The sequence below is a fragment of the Nocardioides sp. P4_G4 genome (assembly GCF_056401085.1).
The window spans coordinates 1-15,411 of record NZ_JBFUKA010000095.1; the positions used below are offsets into that span (position 1 = coordinate 1).

Consider the following 15,411-nt stretch of genomic DNA (forward strand, 5'->3'; position numbering starts at 1 on the left):
CTCGTCGGGCACGGGCTCAGTCATCGAGCCGGTCCGCGTCGAAGCAGGTGCGTTCGCCGGTGTGGCAGGCGGCGCCCACCTGCTCGACCTTGAGCAGGATCGTGTCGCCGTCGCAGTCGAGCCGAACCTCGTGGACGTGCTGCGCGTGGCCGGACGTCTCGCCCTTGACCCAGTACTCCTGTCGCGAGCGGCTCCAGTACGTCGCCCGCCGGGTCGCCAGCGTGCGGGCCAGAGCCTCGTCGTCCATCCAGCCGAGCATGAGCACCTCGCCGGTGTCGTGCTGCTGGGCGATGGCGGGCACCAGGCCGTCGGCCGAGCGCTTGAGGCGCGCGGCGACGGCGGGATCCAGGTCGGTCACCCGTCCAGTATCAGGGGTCGATCTGCTCGGCCTCGCGGCGGCGCCACGTGGCGGCACACTCCGCGGTCACCGGGCCGGGGGCGGGGAGCTCGCGGCCGTCCCAGCGGGCGATCGCCTGCACGTCGCGCGTCGTCGAGACCAGGAACGCCTCGTCGGCCGCCTGCGCCACCTCGAGGGGCTCGTCCACCTCCCGGCCGCCGCACCACTCGAGCACCAGGGCCCGGGTGACGCCGGCCAGGCAGCCGCTGGCGAGGGTGGGCGTGCGCAGCTCGGCGTCGACGACGTAGAAGACGTTGGTGCCGGTGCCCTCGCAGAGGTGGCCTGCGGTGTTGGCGAAGATCGCCTCGGTGGCGCCGTGCTCCTGCGCCCTCGCGAGCGCGATGACGTTCTCGGCGTACGACGTGGTCTTGAGGCCCGCCGTCGCGCCGCGCTCGTTACGGGTCCACGGGACGGTCGCCACCGCCGTGGACTCCCCCGTCGGCTCGATCGCGGAGTGGGCGACGACCAGGGTGGCGGGCCCGTCGCCCCGGCCTGACCCCATCGGCGCCGGCCCGGCGCTGTAGGTGATCCGCAGCCGCCCGAGGGGGTCGGCCGTGCCGGCGAGGACCTCGTCGACGCCGCGACGCACGACGGCCTCGTCCGGGGCCTCGAGGCCCAGCCCGGTCGCGGACCGGGCGAGCCGCTCGAGGTGCCGGGTGAGCGCGAAGGGGCGGCCGTCGAGGGTCTTGATCGACTCGAAGACACCGTCGCCGACGGTGAAGCCGTGGTCCGTGACCCCCAGCACGGCGCCGGTCGGGTCGGTCAGCAGGTCGCCGTTCATCCACGCTCGCATGGCGCCACTCTAGGCAGTCCGCAGCCCCGGACGACGTGTGGGAACACGCGGTCGAGGACCCGGTTTTGGCACGGCTCATTCCGTCGGCTACTGTTCCACTCGTCTTCCCGACGGGTCACCGGAGGGAAAGTACAGGCGGACATAGCTCAGTTGGTAGAGCGCAACCTTGCCAAGGTTGAGGTCGCGAGTTCGAGTCTCGTTGTCCGCTCGGAGAGGTCTCTCCCCGTGCCTTCTTCATGTTGGGAAGGCCCCCGCGGTGGGTTGGCCGAGAGGCGAGGCAACGGACTGCAAATCCGTGTACACGGGTTCAAATCCCGTACCCACCTCCACGCTCCACAAGTGAACAGCACGACCTCGGGCGATTGGCGCAGCGGTAGCGCGCTTCCCTGACACGGAAGAGGTCACTGGTTCAATCCCAGTATCGCCCACCAGAACACCGCAGGTCAGAGGCCCTCTCGGGGGCCTCTTTCCGATTTCTGGGTCCCACGTCGTCGAGCCGTGCTCGATCTCGAACCGCTCAGTGCGACGTCTTCGCGCCGCGCTCCACGACGGCGGTGAGCAGCACGGCGCCGAGGACCGAGCCGATGATCCCGGCCGGTCGGAGCTCGAAGCCCTCCCCGAAGACCAGGCTCAGCACGGTCCCGCCCACCAGGGAGCCGAGCAGTCCCAGGCCGAGGGCCCGGGGCCAGTTGACCTCGCGCATGGACCGACCCAGCAGCAGCTGGGCGAGCCCTCCGACGAGGAACCCGAACACGAGGACGGCGAGGATGAGCACGTCCCGAACCTACGTGTCCCCAGGCGGCGCGACCTCACCCGTCACGGGTGAGGTTCACGCTGCGGACCGGCCCCGCAGAACTCGATCACCAGTTTTGGCGAACCCGTCGACCGTGCGAGCAGACAGCCGCCCACCACGGGAGTAGTTTCGTGCTGCCGCGCCGGTGGGGAGTCCCTCCCCCGAGATTCCCCGCCGGCACGGTCCACCGCCGGCGCGGTCCCTGCCCCCCTCCTGCCTAGGGTGGCCGCATGAGCGGTGACGACGTCGAACGCACCCCGGACGGCCACCACATCGTGGTCGGCGGCCGACGGTGGCGCGCCACCGACACCTCGATCCCCGAAGCCCTGCGCGCCGAGCTGGTCGAGGAGCTGATGCGCGCCCGGCGGCTGGTGCGCACCCGCGGCGACGAGGTACGCCCGTTCGTGCAGGACGCCAAGGTCGCGCTCGGCGAGCGCGGCGAGCCCTGGTGGGAGGAGCCCACCGAGCAGGGACGACGCGACCGGCTGGCCGCCACCATGCGCGCGCTCCTGCGGCACCGGGAGACCAGCACCATCTGCCCCAGCGACGCCGCCCGGGTCGTGGGCGGCGAGGCCTGGCGCGACGTCATGGACGTCGCGCGCGACGTGGCCCGCGAGCTGCACGAGGAGCAGGTGGTCGAGGTGCGACAGGGAGGCGAGCGGGTGGACCCCGACCGGGCCCGCGGTCCGGTGCGCATCGCTCCGGGTCCTGCGCTCGAGCGCTGAGCGGGTCGACCACCGCACGCCGGCGACCGCGGGTCAGGGCAGGCGCAGCCGGCGGGCGCGCCCCGGCAGCACCCGGTCCACCCGGTCGTGGGCGAGCGCGGCCCGCGCGGCGTTGTCGCCGCAGGCCCCGTGCACGCCACCGCCCGGGTGGGCGGAGGCCGAGCCCAGGTAGAGCCCACGCACGGGCGTCTCGGCGCGGCCCAGTCCCGGGACGGGACGGAAGACCAGCTGCTGGTGCAGCTGGGCGGTCCCGCCGTTGAGCGCCCCACCGACGAGGTTGGCGTCCCGCGCCTCCATCTCGCGCGGCCCGAGCACGCGCCGCGCCACCACCCGGTCGACGAACCCGGGTGCGAGGCGCTCGAGGCGCGCCTGCATCCGGTCGGCGAACCGCTCGCAGTCGTCGCTGTCCCACACCCCACGGATGCCGCCGTCCCCCGCGTCGCTCGACACCCGCTGCGGGACGTGCGTGTAGGCCCAGAAGGACTCCGTGCCGGCGGGCGAGCGCGAGGAGTCCGAGGAGGTCATCTGGCCGGTGAGCATGAAGGGCGACGCCGGCACCGCACCGGCCTGCACCTGGGTCATGGCCAGGCTCATGTCCTCCACCGAGTCGGCCACGTGCACGGTGCCGGGCGCCAGGTCGGGCGCGCCGGTCCACGGGACGACCCCGTCCAGGGCCCAGTCGACCTTGACCGTGCCCGGGTCGAGCTCGAAGGTGCGCAGCGCCCGCGTCACCGTGTCGGGCACGTCGGCGGGGTCCAGCAGCTGCGTGTAGAGGGTGGGCGCCAGGACGTCGGCCACGACGGCACGGCGTACGGCGTACCGCTCACCGTCGGCGGTCCGCACGGCGGCGACGCGCCCCTGCGACACCTCGACGCGGGTCACCTCGGCGTCGGTGCGGATCTCGCCGCCGCGCGCCGCGAACCGGCGCGCCAGGGCCTGGGTGAGCTCACCGGCGCCACCCTCCGGGACGGGGAAGCCGACCGTCTGGCCCATCATCGCCAGCAGCAGCCCCAGCAGCGAGGAGCCTGGCGCGTCCAGGGGGATGTCGGCGTGCGCGGCGTTGCCGGCGAGCAGCACGCGAGCAGCCTCGCCGCCGAAGCGTTGCCGGCCGAGCTCGGCGACCGGGGTGAGCAGCGTCTTGACGAAACCGAGGCCGCCCACGTGACGCAGTGCGGCCAGGACTCCGAGACCGTGGCGCACCGGCGGGAACGGGGTCAGCAGGGCGCCGATCAGGTGGGGCCCCACGCGGTCCCACTGTGCGCACAGCTCCAGCCAGGCCTCCCCGTCGCCGGGGTGCAGCGCGTCGAGCCCGGCGGCGGTCGCCTCGCGCTCGCGGTGGAGCACCGCCCAGCTCCCGTCGGGGAACGGATGCCCGAGCACCGCCGGGGCGTGCCGCCACGTCAGGCCGTGCTGCTCGAGGTCGAAGGAACGGATCGTCGGCGAGGAGGCCGCCAGCGGGTAGAACGCGCTGAAGGTGTCGTGCACGTAGTCGGGGTGCAGCTCCCGGTCGCTGCGCACCGCACCGCCCACGTCCGGCTGGGCCTCCAGCAGCAGCACCGACCAGCCGGCATCGACCAACCGGTTGGCGGCGACCAGCCCGTTGGGTCCGGCGCCCACCACCACTGCGTCGTGCATCAGGACCGATCCCTTCGTCGTCGGACCAGCTCGGCCACGTTGCGGCCGATCCCGGCCAGGGCACTGCCCTGGCTCCCCCGCAGCGCATTGTGCTCCTGGCGGGTCTCCAGGACGTTGCCCGGTCCGAGCACCACCTCGCGCTCGAGGTCCTGGGCGGCGACCCGGAACAGGGGTCCCACGAGCCGGTCGAAGACCCCCGGCAGCACGGTGAAGCCCAACCGGATCACGTGGTTGGCCGGTGAGGTCTGACCGCCGCGCCACGGGTGGTCCGCCGTCGCGAGCACCTGCGCGGCGACCCGCTCCGGCGACTGGACGGGGAAGGGCGGGCGTCCGACGGCGTCGCCGTAGGTCGCGGCCTGCTCGTAGATGGGCGTGTCCACCCCGCCCGGCGCCACGTACCCGAAGCGGAGTCGTGGCCGGTCGCGGTTGTCGACCCGCAGCTGCCGCACCAGTCCGCGCACCCCCCACTTGGACAGGACGTACGCCGCCATGTCGGGCACCGCGATGTGCCCGATCAGGGAGCCGACCAGCACCAGGCTGCCGGTCCCCTGCTCACGGAGCACGGGCAGGACGTGGCGGACGAGGTTGACGGACCCCTTGAGGTTGGTGTCGAGCACGCCGTCGAAGACCGCGGCCGGCACGTCCTGGAGGCGGCCGTAGGCGACGACGCCGGCACTGCCCACGACGACGTCGAGCCGCCCGTGCCGGGTGACGGCGTCCGCGACCGCCCGGCGTACGGCGTCGTCGTCGGCCATGTCCACTGCCGAGACCGTCGTCGAGGCGGCGCCGAGGTCGTCGCAGCCGGCGGCCACGCGCTCGAGGGCGACCGACCCCCGGGCCAGCAGCACGAGGTGGTCGCCGCGGCGCGCGGCCAGCTCCGCCGTCGCCTCGCCGATGCCGCTCGAGGCCCCGGTCACCAGCACCACGCGAGGCGCGCGGGTCACCGGCGCCGCTCCGCGATGTAGGCGAGGCGGCGCAGGGTCTCGGTGTTGCGCCACTTCAGGCTCATGCCGCGCAGCGGGGGCGGGGTCAGGGTGCCGGGACCGGAGACGACGTCCTCCTCGATGTGCACCTCGGTCTCGTCTCCCACCGGGACCAACCGGATCTCGACGTGGGCCTCACCCAGCGGCCACGCGCGTGCTCGCAACGTCAGCGAGCTCCCTGGGACCGACGCGAGGACCTCGGTGTTGTCGTTGATCAGCAACGGCCACGGCCCCACCGAGTGGTGCAGCTTGCTGCCCACCGCGGGCCACGTGTCCTCCACCTCCCGCATCCGCGCGGCGCCCACCACCCAGACCGGGTAGACCCAGCCGTCGCAGAGGACGTCCCACACCTGCTCCGGGCTCGCGTGGACGAGGCGTGCGTTCTCCGCCATGGGTGGCTCCTGTCGTGGGGATCCCTCCACGCTAGCGAGACGGCCCTGCTTCTCCCACCACCCCCAGGGGCCTTCCTCGGGTGCCTCGTGTCACGGCGGGCGGGCCCTGCGAGGATGGCCCCGATGCCCTACTTCGAGCGCACGGGTGAGACCCGCTGGACCCCCACCGAGCACGTGGGCGGCGCCTGGAACACCGCCGAGCAGCACGTGGCCCCCGCGCTGGGCCTGCTGGCCCACCTCGTGGAGCAGCACCGAGATGGTCGCCGCGACGACGGCCTGGTCCTGTCCCGGCTCTCCTACGACATCCTCGGCACGCTGCCCATGGAGGAGGTCTCCGTCGCGGTCCACGTGCGCCGGCCCGGCCGCACCATCGAGCTGGTCGAGGCCGAGCTGTCCCACGACGGCCGACCGGGGGTGCTCCTGCGGGCGTGGCTGCTGAGCGCCGGCGAGACCCCGGCCCTCGCCGGCACCGACCTCCCCGCTCTCCCCTCCCCCGACGCCATGGAGCCGTGGGACCCGACGACGGTGTGGCCCGGCGGGTTCATCGACTCCGTCGAGCTGCGGCGTGCGCAGCACGGTCCCGGCCGTGGCGGCTACTGGGTCCGCACCGACGTCCCGCTCCTCGACGAGCCGGTCAGCCCGACCGCCCGCGCGGCGGGACTGCTCGACATCGCCAACGGCATGACGGTGCGCGCCGACCCGCGGGAGGTGGCGTTCCCCAACCTCGACCTCACGGCCCATCTCTTCCGCGCACCGGCGCCGGGCTGGCTGGGCTTCGACACCACGGTCTCCTTCGGACCGGCCGGCCACGGCCTGACCAGCACCGTCCTGCACGACGAGACGGGGCCGCTGGGCACGATCGCCCAGTCGCTCACCGTCCGCCCCCTGGGGCGCTGACGGGCTCAGCGCACGGTCGAGGCGGCCTCGAAGTCGTCCATCGTGTCGTACTGCATCTCGTAGACGTCCTCGAACGCCTCGACGGTGCCGCGCACGCACAGGCGCGACCCGAGGCTCCACGACCGCCGCGGCGCCTCCTCCCAGATCACGACCGTGAAGCGATCCGGATCGGGGTGGTCGTGCCCGAGGTTGAGGAAGGTGACGCCCTCCGCTCGGCCCGTCCCCCGCAGCGGGCCGCAGACCCGGACCCGGTCGCCCTCGTGGGACGCGAACCGGGTCAGTCCTCGTCCGCGGACTCCTCGCCGTGCGTTCCCGGCCGCGGGGCCCAGGGAAGCTCCTTGGCCGGTCGTACGACGATCAGCCGGTCGCCGCGGGCCAGCAGGGTGACGACCGGGTCGAAGTAGCGGTAGACCTTCTCGTCGCGGATCACGGCGATGACCTGGTCGGGGAGTGACTGCGGCTGCCTGCCGACCTCGTTGACCAGCAGGTCGCGCTCGGCGACCTCGAGGCCCTCGCCGTACGTCAGCAGGTCCTCCATCACCGAGCCGAGCATCGGTGACATGGACGACAGGCCGAGCAGGCGGCCGACCGCGTCGGAGGAGGTGATGACCGAGTTGGCGCCGGACTGCTTCATCAGCGAGACGTTCTCCTGCTCACGCACCGCCGCCACGATCCAGGCGTCGGGGTTGAGCTGGCGCACGGTCAGGGTGGCGAGCACGTTGGAGTCGTCGCGGTCGGTGGTGATGATGACCTGGCCGGCGGTCTGGACGCCGGCGCGGCGCAGCACCTCGCGCCGGGTCGCGTCGCCCGTGACCACGGCGAGCCCGTCCGCATGGGCCTCCTCGAGCGCCAGCGCGCTCGGGTCGACGACCACGATCGCCTCGCGGTTCTGGCCGTTGTTGACCAGCGTGTCGACGGCGCTGCGGCCCTTGGTGCCGTAGCCGACGACGACGACGTGCTCCTGCTCTCCCATGCTCTTCCTCCACCGGGCGACCCGGAACATCTCGCGGCCCTGGGAGGCAAGGACCTCCAGGGTGGTACCGATCAACAGCACCAGGAAGGCGATGCGGAGCGGGGTGATGACGAATGCGTTGATCAGCCTCGCGGCGTCCGAGACGGGCGCGATGTCGCCGTACCCGGTCGTGCTCAGCGTGACGGTCGTGTAGTAGATCGAGTCGATGAGGTTGACCCCGTAGAAGGGCGGGTCGTTGCCGTCGCGGTAGCCGTCGCGGTCGAGGTAGACAAGCAGGACGGTCCCCACGAGGATGGCCATGGCCAGCAGCAGCCGCCGCCCCAGCTCCCACCACGGGGACCGGGCCGGGTCCGGGAGCGAGACCGTCGCGCCGTGGATCGAGCTCGAATGACGCGGGGGCAGGTCGGGCACGCTCAGGAGTCTTTCACGGTGATGCGGCCGCGCAGGCGCTGCACGAGCTCGTGCCGTGCGCGCGTCGTCGAGCCCTGGGGGAAGACCGTGTCGAAGGAGGCGTTGACCGCCGCCCCGATGAGCACCGCGATGGCCAGCAGGTAGAGCCACAGCATCACCGCGATCGGGGCCGCCAGCGGACCGTAGATCGACCTCGACTCGGCCGCCGTGGCCGTCAGCACCCAGCGGAGCACGAACGAGCCCGCGATCCAGGCCACCAGCGAGAAGGTCGCTCCCGGGAGGTTGAACGCCCAGTTCGTCCGCACCGGCACGGACACGTGGTAGAGGGTGGCCAGGAAGCAGATGCACAGGAGGAGCACCAGCGGCCAGTAGAAGCTCATCAGGAACTCGAAGCGTTGCGGCAGCCAGCGCTCGACCAGCGTGGGCCCGGCCACCACGAGCGGGATGCTCACCATCCCGGTGAGCATCGCCATCACGTAGAGGACGAAGGACAGCGCGCGCGTCTTGACGATCCCCCGGTGCCCGCCGAGCCCGTGCATGATCGTGATGGTGTCGACGAAGACGTTGAGCGCCCGGGAACCCGACCACAACGCGAGCACGAACCCGACCGAGATGACGTCGTACCGACCGCCGTCGAGCACCGTGTCGATGGTCGGTCGGATGATCGTGTTGACCGCCCGCTCGGTGAGCGCCTGCGACGACAGGTCCAGCACCGCCTGGCGCACGTCGTCGAGCTGGGCCGCGCTGAAGCGCTCGGAGACGTAGCCGATCGCGCCCGCCATCGCGAAGACCAGCGGCGGCACCGAGAGGATCGCGAAGAACGCCGCCTCGGCCGCCAGCCCGGTCACCCGGTAGCGCATGCACGACCCCACCGTGGCAACCGTGATCCGCCACAGGTGCTCACGCACGCTCACACCCTTGGTCCGCAGGGTCCGCAGCGCCGGATGCTGCTCTCCCACCGACACCATGGGCCTACGGTATCCACCATGCAGGCCCAACTCCGGGACGCCACCAACCAGGCCCCGCCGCTCGTCGGTCACAACGTCGTCACCTCCGACCTCGCGCTCGCCGAGGCGGTGCGCCTACACGCCTCCGACGCCGTCCTCGACGACCTCACCGCCCTCGGGGCCGAGGCCGGCACCGCCGACGCCCGCGAGCACGGGATGCTGGCCAACACCCATCACCCCGAGCTGGTCGCCTACGACCGCTACGGCACCCGCATCGACGAGGTCTCCTTCCACCCCTCGTGGCACTGGCTGATGGAGCGGGCCGTCGGGCACGGCCTCGCCGCCACCCCGTGGGAGCGGCAGGCCGCCGGCGACCCGCACGCGCACGTGCGGCGCGCGGCCGGCTTCCTCGCCTGGTCGCAGACCGAGCCCGGCCACGGTTGCCCGATCTCCATGACGTACGCCGCCGTCCCGGCGCTGCGGGCCGACGCAGCGATCGCCGCGGAGTGGACCCCGCTGCTCGCCTCCCTGCGCTACGACCCCGGGGTCCGCGCCCACGGCGCCAAGCTGGGCGCACTGGCCGGCATGGGCATGACCGAGAAGCAGGGCGGCTCCGACGTCCGAGCCAACGTGACGCAGGCTCGCCCCACGGCCGAGAGCGGCTGGTACACGCTGCACGGGCACAAGTGGTTCACGTCGGCGCCGATGAACGACGTCTTCCTGGTGCTCGCCCAGGCCGAGGGCGGGTTGACCTGCTTCGTGGTCCCCCGCGTCCTCGACGACGGCACCCGCAACCGCATCGACGTCGTCCGCCTCAAGGACAAGCTCGGCAACCGTTCCAACGCCTCCTCCGAGCTCGAGCTCGACGGGACCCTGGCCCAGCGCCTCGGGGACGAGGGTCGCGGCGTGCGCACGATCATCGAGATGGTCGCCGCCACCCGTCTCGACTGCGTGCTGGGATCCGCGTCCCTGATGCGCCGGTCGCTCGCGGAGGCGTCGTGGCACGTCACCCACCGCTCGGCCTTCGGCGGACGGCTGGTCGACAAGCCGCTCATGCAGAACGTCGTCGCCGACCTCGCCGTGGAGTCCGAGGCCGCCACGGCGCTGGCCATGCGTCTCGCGGCCGCGGTGGACCGACCGGGCGACGCCCACGAGGTCGCCCTGCGGCGGATCGCGCTGCCGCTGGCGAAGTTCTGGGTGTGCAAGCGGACGCCCTTCATGGTCGCGGAGGCGCTCGAGTGCCTGGGCGGCAACGGGTACGTCGAGGAGTCCGGGATGCCGCTCCTGTTCCGCGAGTCGCCGCTCAACTCCGTGTGGGAGGGGTCCGGCAACGTCAACGCGCTCGACGTGCTGCGCGCCCTGTCCCGTGAGCCGGAAGTGCTGGAGGCGTGGATCACCGAGGTCGGCGCGGCCCGCGGCGAGGACCCGCACCTGGACCGCGCGATCGACGACACGCTCTCCCTGCTCGGCGACGTCACCTCGCTCGAGGTGTCGGCCCGGCGGCTCGCCGGCCAGATGGCGGCCTGCCTCCAGGGTTCCCTGCTCGTCCGGTTCGGGCCGCCCGAGGTGGCCGACGCGTTCTGCGCCAACCGGCTCGGGGCGGCGTACCACGGCACGTTCGGCACCCTGGCCGGCTGCGACCTGGCCGCGATCGTCGAGCGCGCGACCCCGGTGGTGGGCTGATGGCCACCCGCGAGTGGGACGCGTCGACGTACGACGCCCTGCCGCTCCCCCACGTCGCGTGGGGGCAGCGCGTGCTCGACCGGATGCATCTCGAGGGCCACGAGCGGGTGCTCGACGCCGGGTGCGGCACCGGACGCGACGGCGAGGCGCTGCTCGAGCGCTGGCCCGACGTGCGGCTCGTCGGGATCGACGGCTCGGAGCAGATGATCGGCCAGGCGCGCATGCGGCTGCGCGACCGCGCGGAGCTGATCGTCGCGGACCTCACCGAGCCCCTGCCGCTGACCGAGCCGGTGGACGCGGTGATGAGCGTCGCGGCATTCCACTGGGTCAGCGACCACGACCTGCTCTTCACCAACCTCGCGGCCGTGATGCGACCCGGTGCCCGGCTCACCTCGGACTGCGGCGGGCAGGGCCAGCTCGCGGTGATGACCGCGGCGCTGGTCGAGGTGACCGGCGACGGGAAGTTCGGCACCTCGTTCAAGGGCGTCGACGAGACCCGCACGTCGCTCGAGGGCGCCGGCTTCGAGGTCGAGGACGTGCGGCTGCGACCCGACCCGCTGCGCCTCGAGGACACCGAGCTGATGGAGACCTACCTCGCCACCGTCAACCTCGGCTCGCACCTCGCGACCCTGCCGCCCGAGGAGCACCGGCCGTTCGTGACGGCGGTGCGCGAGGCGATGGTCGAGCCGGTGATCGACTACGTGCGGCTGGAGATCGACGCCGTCAGGCGTTGAGTGCCGCGGACACGACCTCGCGTGCCTCTGCCTGCACCTGGGCGAGGTGGTCGGGACCGCGGAACGACTCGGCGTAGATCTTGTAGACGTCCTCGGTCCCGCTCGGCCGCGCCGCGAACCACGCCGACTCCGTCGTGACCTTGAGCCCGCCGATCTTCGCGCCGTTGCCCGGTGCCTCGGTGAGCTTGCCGGTGATCTCCTCCCCCGCCAGTGACGTCGCGGCGACGTCGTCGGGCGAGAGGGCGGCGAGCTTGGCCTTCTGCGCGCGGTCGGCGGGGGCGTCGACGCGGGCGTACGCCGGGTCGCCGTGCTCGGCGACGAGGTCGGCATAGTGCTGGCTGGGCGTCCGCCCGGTGCGGCCCAGGATCTCGCTGGCCAGCAGGGCCAGCAGCAGCCCGTCCTTGTCGGTCGTCCACGTCGAGCCGTCGCGGCGCAGGAAGGACGCGCCCGCCGACTCCTCGCCGCCGAAGCCGAAGGACCCGTCGATCAGGCCGGGGACGAACCACTTGAAGCCCACCGGCACCTCCACCAGCGGCTTGCCGATGGATGCGGCCACCCGGTCGATCATCGAGCTCGACACCAGCGTCTTGCCGATCCGGGCGGTGTCCGGCCAGCCGGGTCGCGCGCCGCCGAAGAGGTAGCCGATGGCGACGGCGAGGAAGTGGTTGGGGTTCATCAGGCCGGCGTCCGGCGTGACGATGCCGTGCCGGTCGGCGTCGGCGTCGTTGCCGGTCGCGAGGTCGTACTCGGCTCCCCCCTCGAGGAGGCGGATCAGGGACGCCATCGCCGAGGGGGACGAGCAGTCCATCCGGATCTTCTCGTCCCAGTCGAGCGTCATGAAGCGCCACGTCGGGTCCACGAGCGGGTTGACCACGGTCAGGTCCAGCCCGTGCCGGTCGGCGATCTCGCCCCAGTAGTGCACGCTCGCGCCACCCAGCGGGTCGGCGCCGATGCGCACCCCCGCCTCCCGGACGGCGTCGAGGTCGAGCACCTGCGGGAGGTCGTCGACGTACGTCCCGAGGAAGTCGTAGGACCCCGCCGCCGCCCGGGCGCGCGAGAACGGGATCCGGCGTACGCCGTCCAGCCCGGCCGCGATCAGCGCGTTGGCGCGCGCGGCGATGACGCTGGTGGCGTCGGTGTCGGCGGGCCCGCCGTGCGGGGGGTTGTACTTGAAGCCGCCGTCGGCGGGCGGGTTGTGCGACGGCGTGACCACGATGCCGTCGGCGAGGCCGGCGCCCGTGGAGCGGCCGCCGTTGGCACGGATGATCGCGTGCGAGACCGCGGGCGTGGGGGTGTAGCCGTCGCGGTCGTCGACGAGCACGGTGACGTCGTTGGCCGCCAGCACCTCGAGCGCGGTGGCCCAGGCGGGCTCGGAGAGCGCGTGGGTGTCGCGGCCGACGAAGAGCGGCCCGTCGTAGCCCTGATCGCGGCGGTAGTCGCAGATCGCCTGCGTCGTCGCGGCGATGTGGGTGTCGTTGAAGGAGGTCTTGAGGCTCGAGCCGCGGTGCCCGCTCGTCCCGAAGGCGACCTGCTGGTCGACGTCCTCGGGATCCGGGACCCCCGTGTAGTAGGCGGTGACGAGGTGGGCGACGTCGACCAGGTCGCGGGCCTCGGCGGGCTGTCCGGCGCGGGATGCTGCATCTGCGGGTGCCATGGCGCCATCTTGGTGCCCCACCGGTCGCACGTCGAGGACCGGCACCCACGAAAGGAATTTCGGGAGTGCTGTCGAAACCGGCCACGCCCGCCCGTCATCGTGGTGAGGTCGCACCCGCGACCCACCATCCAGGAGGAACCAGATGAGCCGATACCTGATCCTGCTCCCGGCCCCCGAGGCCGAGTGGGCCTCGCTGCCGGAGTCCGAGCACGAGAAGGGGATGCGGTCGCACGGCACGTTCCACGAGGACCTCCGGTCCGGCGGGCACACCCTGCTGACCGTCGGTCCGCTCGACCCGTCGGCGCAGGCGACCTCGATGCGCCCCGACGGCGACGGTGGTGCCCTCGTGACGGACGGGCCGTTCTCGGAGACCGCCGAGCAGGTCGTCGGCTTCTACCTCGTCGAGACCGACGACGAGGCGGACCTGCGCGCGGCGTGCGAGCGCTTCGCCGCGCGGGGTGAGCACATCGAGTTCCGCCGCATGGCCGAGTAGAGACCGTAGGGAGACTGAGATGACCGAGTACGTCGTACTGATCCTGGGGGACGCCGATCGCTGGTGGACCACCATGACCGAGCAGGAGCGCAAGGACGGCTACGCCGAGTACGGGCGCTTCGCCCAGCAGCTCGCCGAGCGGGGCCACACAATGGTCGGTGGCGCCGAGCTGCAGGCCAGCGCCGAGGCCCGCACCGTCCACCCCGGGGGCACGACCGTGACCGAGGGGCCGTTCGCCGAGACGACCGAGCAGGTCGGCGGCTACTTCCACATCGACACCGACGACCTCGAGGACCTGCTCGAGTGCTGCAAGATCATCGCCGCCCTCGGTGACGCGGTGCAGGTGGTCCCCACGGTCTCGCCCGAGTCGAGGCCGTCGTGAAGTACCTCGTGCTCCTCATCGGCGACGGGGAGGTCAAGCCCTGGAGCGAGCACACCCCCGACGAGCAGGCCGCCACCATGGGTCGGTTCCGGGCCTTCGACGAGGCGTGCGCCGCGCGCCCCGGGGTCGAGGTGCTCGCCGGCGAGGCCCTCGCCGATGCCGGGCTGGCGACGACCCTGCGCACCCGCGGGGGCCGGCTCGAGATGACGGACGGGCCCTACGCAGAGGTCGTGGAGGGCATGGGCGGGTTCTACCTCATCGAGGCCCCCGACCTCGACGTGCTCGTCGAGCTGCTGGGCGAGCTGCCGGCGTACGACATGCAGGTCTCGCCGGTCGTCGACGTCTCCTACTGACGTCGACCGGGCAGCCTGACGTGACCGACGTGCTGGAGCGCACCGTGCGCGAGGAGTGGGGCCGGCTGGTGGCCCTCCTCCTCGCGCAGTACCGCCGCGTGGACCTCGTCGAGGACGCGATGGGCGACGCCGTCGAGGCGGCCGCCCGACGGTGGCCGCAGGACGGCGTGCCCGACAACCCGGCGGCGTGGCTGCTCACCGCCGCCCGGCGGCGCCTGCTCGACCGGCTCCGGGCCGAGGAGACCGCGCGACGCAGCACGCCCCACCTCGCCCGCGAGGCCGGGAACCGACAGGAAGGGGCGCGGACCATGGCCGACCCCGGTGGCCTCGTCGAGGACGACCTGCTGCGGCTGGTGCTCATGTGCGCCCACCCGGCGCTGGCCCCCGAGGCCGCGAGCGCGCTGACGCTGCGCCTGGTGCTGGGCGTCCCCACCGCCGACGTCGCCCGGCTCTTCCTGGTCCCCGAGGCCACCATGGCCGCGCGCCTCACCCGGGCCAAGAAGAAGATCGTCGGTGCCGCGATCCCGTTCGGCGTCCCCGGGGCCAGCGTCCTGCCGGACCGGCTCGACGCCGTCGCCCAGGTCGCCTACCTGGCGTTCACGGCGGGCTACGCCCCCGGCACCGGACCGGACCTGCTGCGCGTCGAGACGTCCGGCGAGGCCATCCGTCTGGTGCGGGTGGTGCTCGGCGTGCGACCCGACGAGCCGGTCCTCGTCGCCCTGCTCGCCCTGATGCTGCTGCAGCACTCCCGGCGCGACGCCCGCGTGGTCGACGGCCGCCTCGTGCTGCTGCCGGACCAGGATCGCGCCCACTGGCACCACGACGAGATCGCCGAGGCGTTGAGCCTGCTCGACCACCCCGCCCTGGCCGGACCGATCACCGTGCCGGCGGCGTCGTACACGCTCCAGGCGCGGATCGCCGCCGAGCACGCCCGCGCAGCCAGGCCCGAGGACACCCGGTGGGAGCGTGTGGTGGCGCTCTACGACACCTTGCTGGCCGTCACCCCGTCCCCCTCGGCGCGGCTCGCACGGGCCGTCGCCGTCGCCGAGGCCCACGGCCCGGCGTCCGGGATCGCGGCGCTCGAGGGCGTCGACATCCCGTCCAGCCACCGCGTCGCCGCCGTGCGCGCCGAGCTGCTGGTGCGGCAGGGCGACGCGGTGGCTGCG

At 73.0% G+C, this 15,411-nt stretch carries 18 protein-coding genes and 3 tRNA genes; 11 read left to right on the plus strand and 10 right to left on the minus strand.

All coding sequences use genetic code 11. From position 1 onward, the window contains the following. Positions 1–16 precede the first annotated feature (16 nt). Positions 17–358 carry a phosphoribosyl-AMP cyclohydrolase gene (gene hisI / locus AC1DQF_RS18370; protein ID WP_477526674.1) on the minus strand — a complete coding sequence of 114 codons (342 nt, stop codon included), beginning with the start codon at positions 356–358 and terminating at the stop codon, positions 17–19. Positions 359–368: 10 nt separating this feature from the next. Further along, positions 369–1,190: an aminotransferase class IV gene (locus tag AC1DQF_RS18375; RefSeq protein WP_477526675.1), complete on the minus strand. Its 822-nt coding sequence runs from the start codon at positions 1,188–1,190 to the stop codon at positions 369–371. 135 nt (positions 1,191–1,325) lie between these two features. On the opposite strand from AC1DQF_RS18375, the gene AC1DQF_RS18380 reads away from it, so the two are divergent. The 3 genes from AC1DQF_RS18380 (at position 1,326) to AC1DQF_RS18390 (ending at position 1,621) form a co-directional block, all read left to right on the plus strand. Further along, a tRNA-Gly gene (locus AC1DQF_RS18380) sits at positions 1,326–1,398 on the plus strand. A gap of 47 nt (positions 1,399–1,445) precedes the next feature. Next, positions 1,446–1,519: transfer RNA gene (locus AC1DQF_RS18385), tRNA-Cys, on the plus strand. A 27-nt stretch (positions 1,520–1,546) separates the two neighbouring features. Further along, positions 1,547–1,621, plus strand: a tRNA-Val gene (locus AC1DQF_RS18390). 86 nt (positions 1,622–1,707) lie between these two features. On the opposite strand, the gene AC1DQF_RS18395 is transcribed toward AC1DQF_RS18390, so the two are convergent. Further along, positions 1,708–1,965: a GlsB/YeaQ/YmgE family stress response membrane protein gene (locus AC1DQF_RS18395; protein WP_477526676.1), complete on the minus strand. Its 258-nt coding sequence runs from the start codon at positions 1,963–1,965 to the stop codon at positions 1,708–1,710. 248 nt (positions 1,966–2,213) lie between these two features. On the opposite strand from AC1DQF_RS18395, the gene AC1DQF_RS18400 reads away from it, so the two are divergent. Further along, positions 2,214–2,708, plus strand: a complete 495-nt coding sequence (locus tag AC1DQF_RS18400; RefSeq protein WP_477526677.1) for a DUF3253 domain-containing protein — start codon at positions 2,214–2,216, stop codon at positions 2,706–2,708. A 33-nt stretch (positions 2,709–2,741) separates the two neighbouring features. On the opposite strand, the gene AC1DQF_RS18405 is transcribed toward AC1DQF_RS18400, so the two are convergent. Genes AC1DQF_RS18405 through AC1DQF_RS18415 form a run of 3 tightly spaced genes read right to left on the minus strand, consistent with a single transcriptional unit; the run spans position 2,742 to position 5,718 of the window. Next, positions 2,742–4,343, minus strand: coding sequence for a phytoene desaturase family protein (locus AC1DQF_RS18405; protein ID WP_477526678.1), 1,602 nt, complete (start codon positions 4,341–4,343; stop codon positions 2,742–2,744). Further along, complete coding sequence (locus AC1DQF_RS18410; protein WP_477526679.1) at positions 4,343–5,287, minus strand: SDR family NAD(P)-dependent oxidoreductase; 945 nt, start codon at positions 5,285–5,287, stop codon at positions 4,343–4,345. The genes AC1DQF_RS18405 and AC1DQF_RS18410 overlap by 1 nt, the downstream gene beginning before the upstream one ends. Then, positions 5,284–5,718 carry an SRPBCC family protein gene (locus AC1DQF_RS18415; protein ID WP_477526680.1) on the minus strand — a complete coding sequence of 145 codons (435 nt, stop codon included), beginning with the start codon at positions 5,716–5,718 and terminating at the stop codon, positions 5,284–5,286. Before AC1DQF_RS18415 ends, AC1DQF_RS18410 begins: the two co-directional genes overlap by 4 nt. 123 nt (positions 5,719–5,841) lie before the next feature. Between AC1DQF_RS18415 and AC1DQF_RS18420 the strand changes: the two genes are divergently transcribed. Continuing rightward, positions 5,842–6,615 carry a thioesterase family protein gene (locus AC1DQF_RS18420; protein WP_477526681.1) on the plus strand — a complete coding sequence of 258 codons (774 nt, stop codon included), beginning with the start codon at positions 5,842–5,844 and terminating at the stop codon, positions 6,613–6,615. 5 nt (positions 6,616–6,620) lie between these two features. Here AC1DQF_RS18420 and AC1DQF_RS18425 read toward each other — a convergent pair whose 3' ends face one another. From AC1DQF_RS18425 to AC1DQF_RS18435, 3 genes are all read right to left on the minus strand, one after another. Beyond that, on the minus strand, positions 6,621–6,764 hold the full coding sequence (locus tag AC1DQF_RS18425) for a hypothetical protein (protein WP_477526682.1): 144 nt from the start codon (positions 6,762–6,764) through the stop codon (positions 6,621–6,623). Positions 6,765–6,892: 128 nt separating this feature from the next. Beyond that, positions 6,893–7,999, minus strand: coding sequence for a potassium channel family protein (locus AC1DQF_RS18430; RefSeq protein ID WP_477526683.1), 1,107 nt, complete (start codon positions 7,997–7,999; stop codon positions 6,893–6,895). 2 nt (positions 8,000–8,001) lie between these two features. Beyond that, on the minus strand, positions 8,002–8,967 hold the full coding sequence (locus tag AC1DQF_RS18435; protein WP_477526684.1) for a YihY/virulence factor BrkB family protein: 966 nt from the start codon (positions 8,965–8,967) through the stop codon (positions 8,002–8,004). Positions 8,968–8,985: 18 nt separating this feature from the next. On the opposite strand from AC1DQF_RS18435, the gene AC1DQF_RS18440 reads away from it, so the two are divergent. Beyond that, a complete protein-coding gene (locus AC1DQF_RS18440; RefSeq protein WP_477526685.1) occupies positions 8,986–10,629 on the plus strand; it encodes an acyl-CoA dehydrogenase family protein in 1,644 nt (547 codons plus the stop codon). Continuing rightward, the gene (locus AC1DQF_RS18445) at positions 10,629–11,363 is read left to right on the plus strand and encodes a class I SAM-dependent methyltransferase (RefSeq protein ID WP_477526686.1); all 735 of its coding nucleotides are present in this window, start codon (positions 10,629–10,631) and stop codon (positions 11,361–11,363) included. The genes AC1DQF_RS18440 and AC1DQF_RS18445 overlap by 1 nt, the downstream gene beginning before the upstream one ends. Here the strand turns inward: AC1DQF_RS18445 and pgm are convergent. Further along, positions 11,353–13,017 (minus strand): phosphoglucomutase (alpha-D-glucose-1,6-bisphosphate-dependent), encoded by a 1,665-nt coding sequence (gene pgm / locus AC1DQF_RS18450; protein WP_477526687.1) that lies wholly within the window; start codon positions 13,015–13,017, stop codon positions 11,353–11,355. The genes AC1DQF_RS18445 and pgm overlap by 11 nt on opposite strands. Positions 13,018–13,159: 142 nt before the next feature. Here pgm and AC1DQF_RS18455 point away from each other — a divergent pair, with 142 nt between their 5' ends. The 4 genes from AC1DQF_RS18455 to AC1DQF_RS18470 all read left to right on the plus strand — a co-directional run. Next, positions 13,160–13,510, plus strand: a complete 351-nt coding sequence (locus AC1DQF_RS18455; protein WP_477526688.1) for a YciI family protein — start codon at positions 13,160–13,162, stop codon at positions 13,508–13,510. Between the two features lie 19 nt (positions 13,511–13,529). Further along, positions 13,530–13,892, plus strand: coding sequence for a YciI family protein (locus tag AC1DQF_RS18460; RefSeq protein ID WP_477526689.1), 363 nt, complete (start codon positions 13,530–13,532; stop codon positions 13,890–13,892). Next, a complete protein-coding gene (locus AC1DQF_RS18465; RefSeq protein ID WP_477526690.1) occupies positions 13,889–14,245 on the plus strand; it encodes a YciI family protein in 357 nt (118 codons plus the stop codon). The genes AC1DQF_RS18460 and AC1DQF_RS18465 overlap by 4 nt, the downstream gene beginning before the upstream one ends. A 20-nt stretch (positions 14,246–14,265) precedes the next feature. Continuing rightward, a partial coding sequence (locus AC1DQF_RS18470) for an RNA polymerase sigma factor (RefSeq protein ID WP_477526691.1) occupies positions 14,266–15,411 on the plus strand: 1,146 nt, incomplete at its 3' end.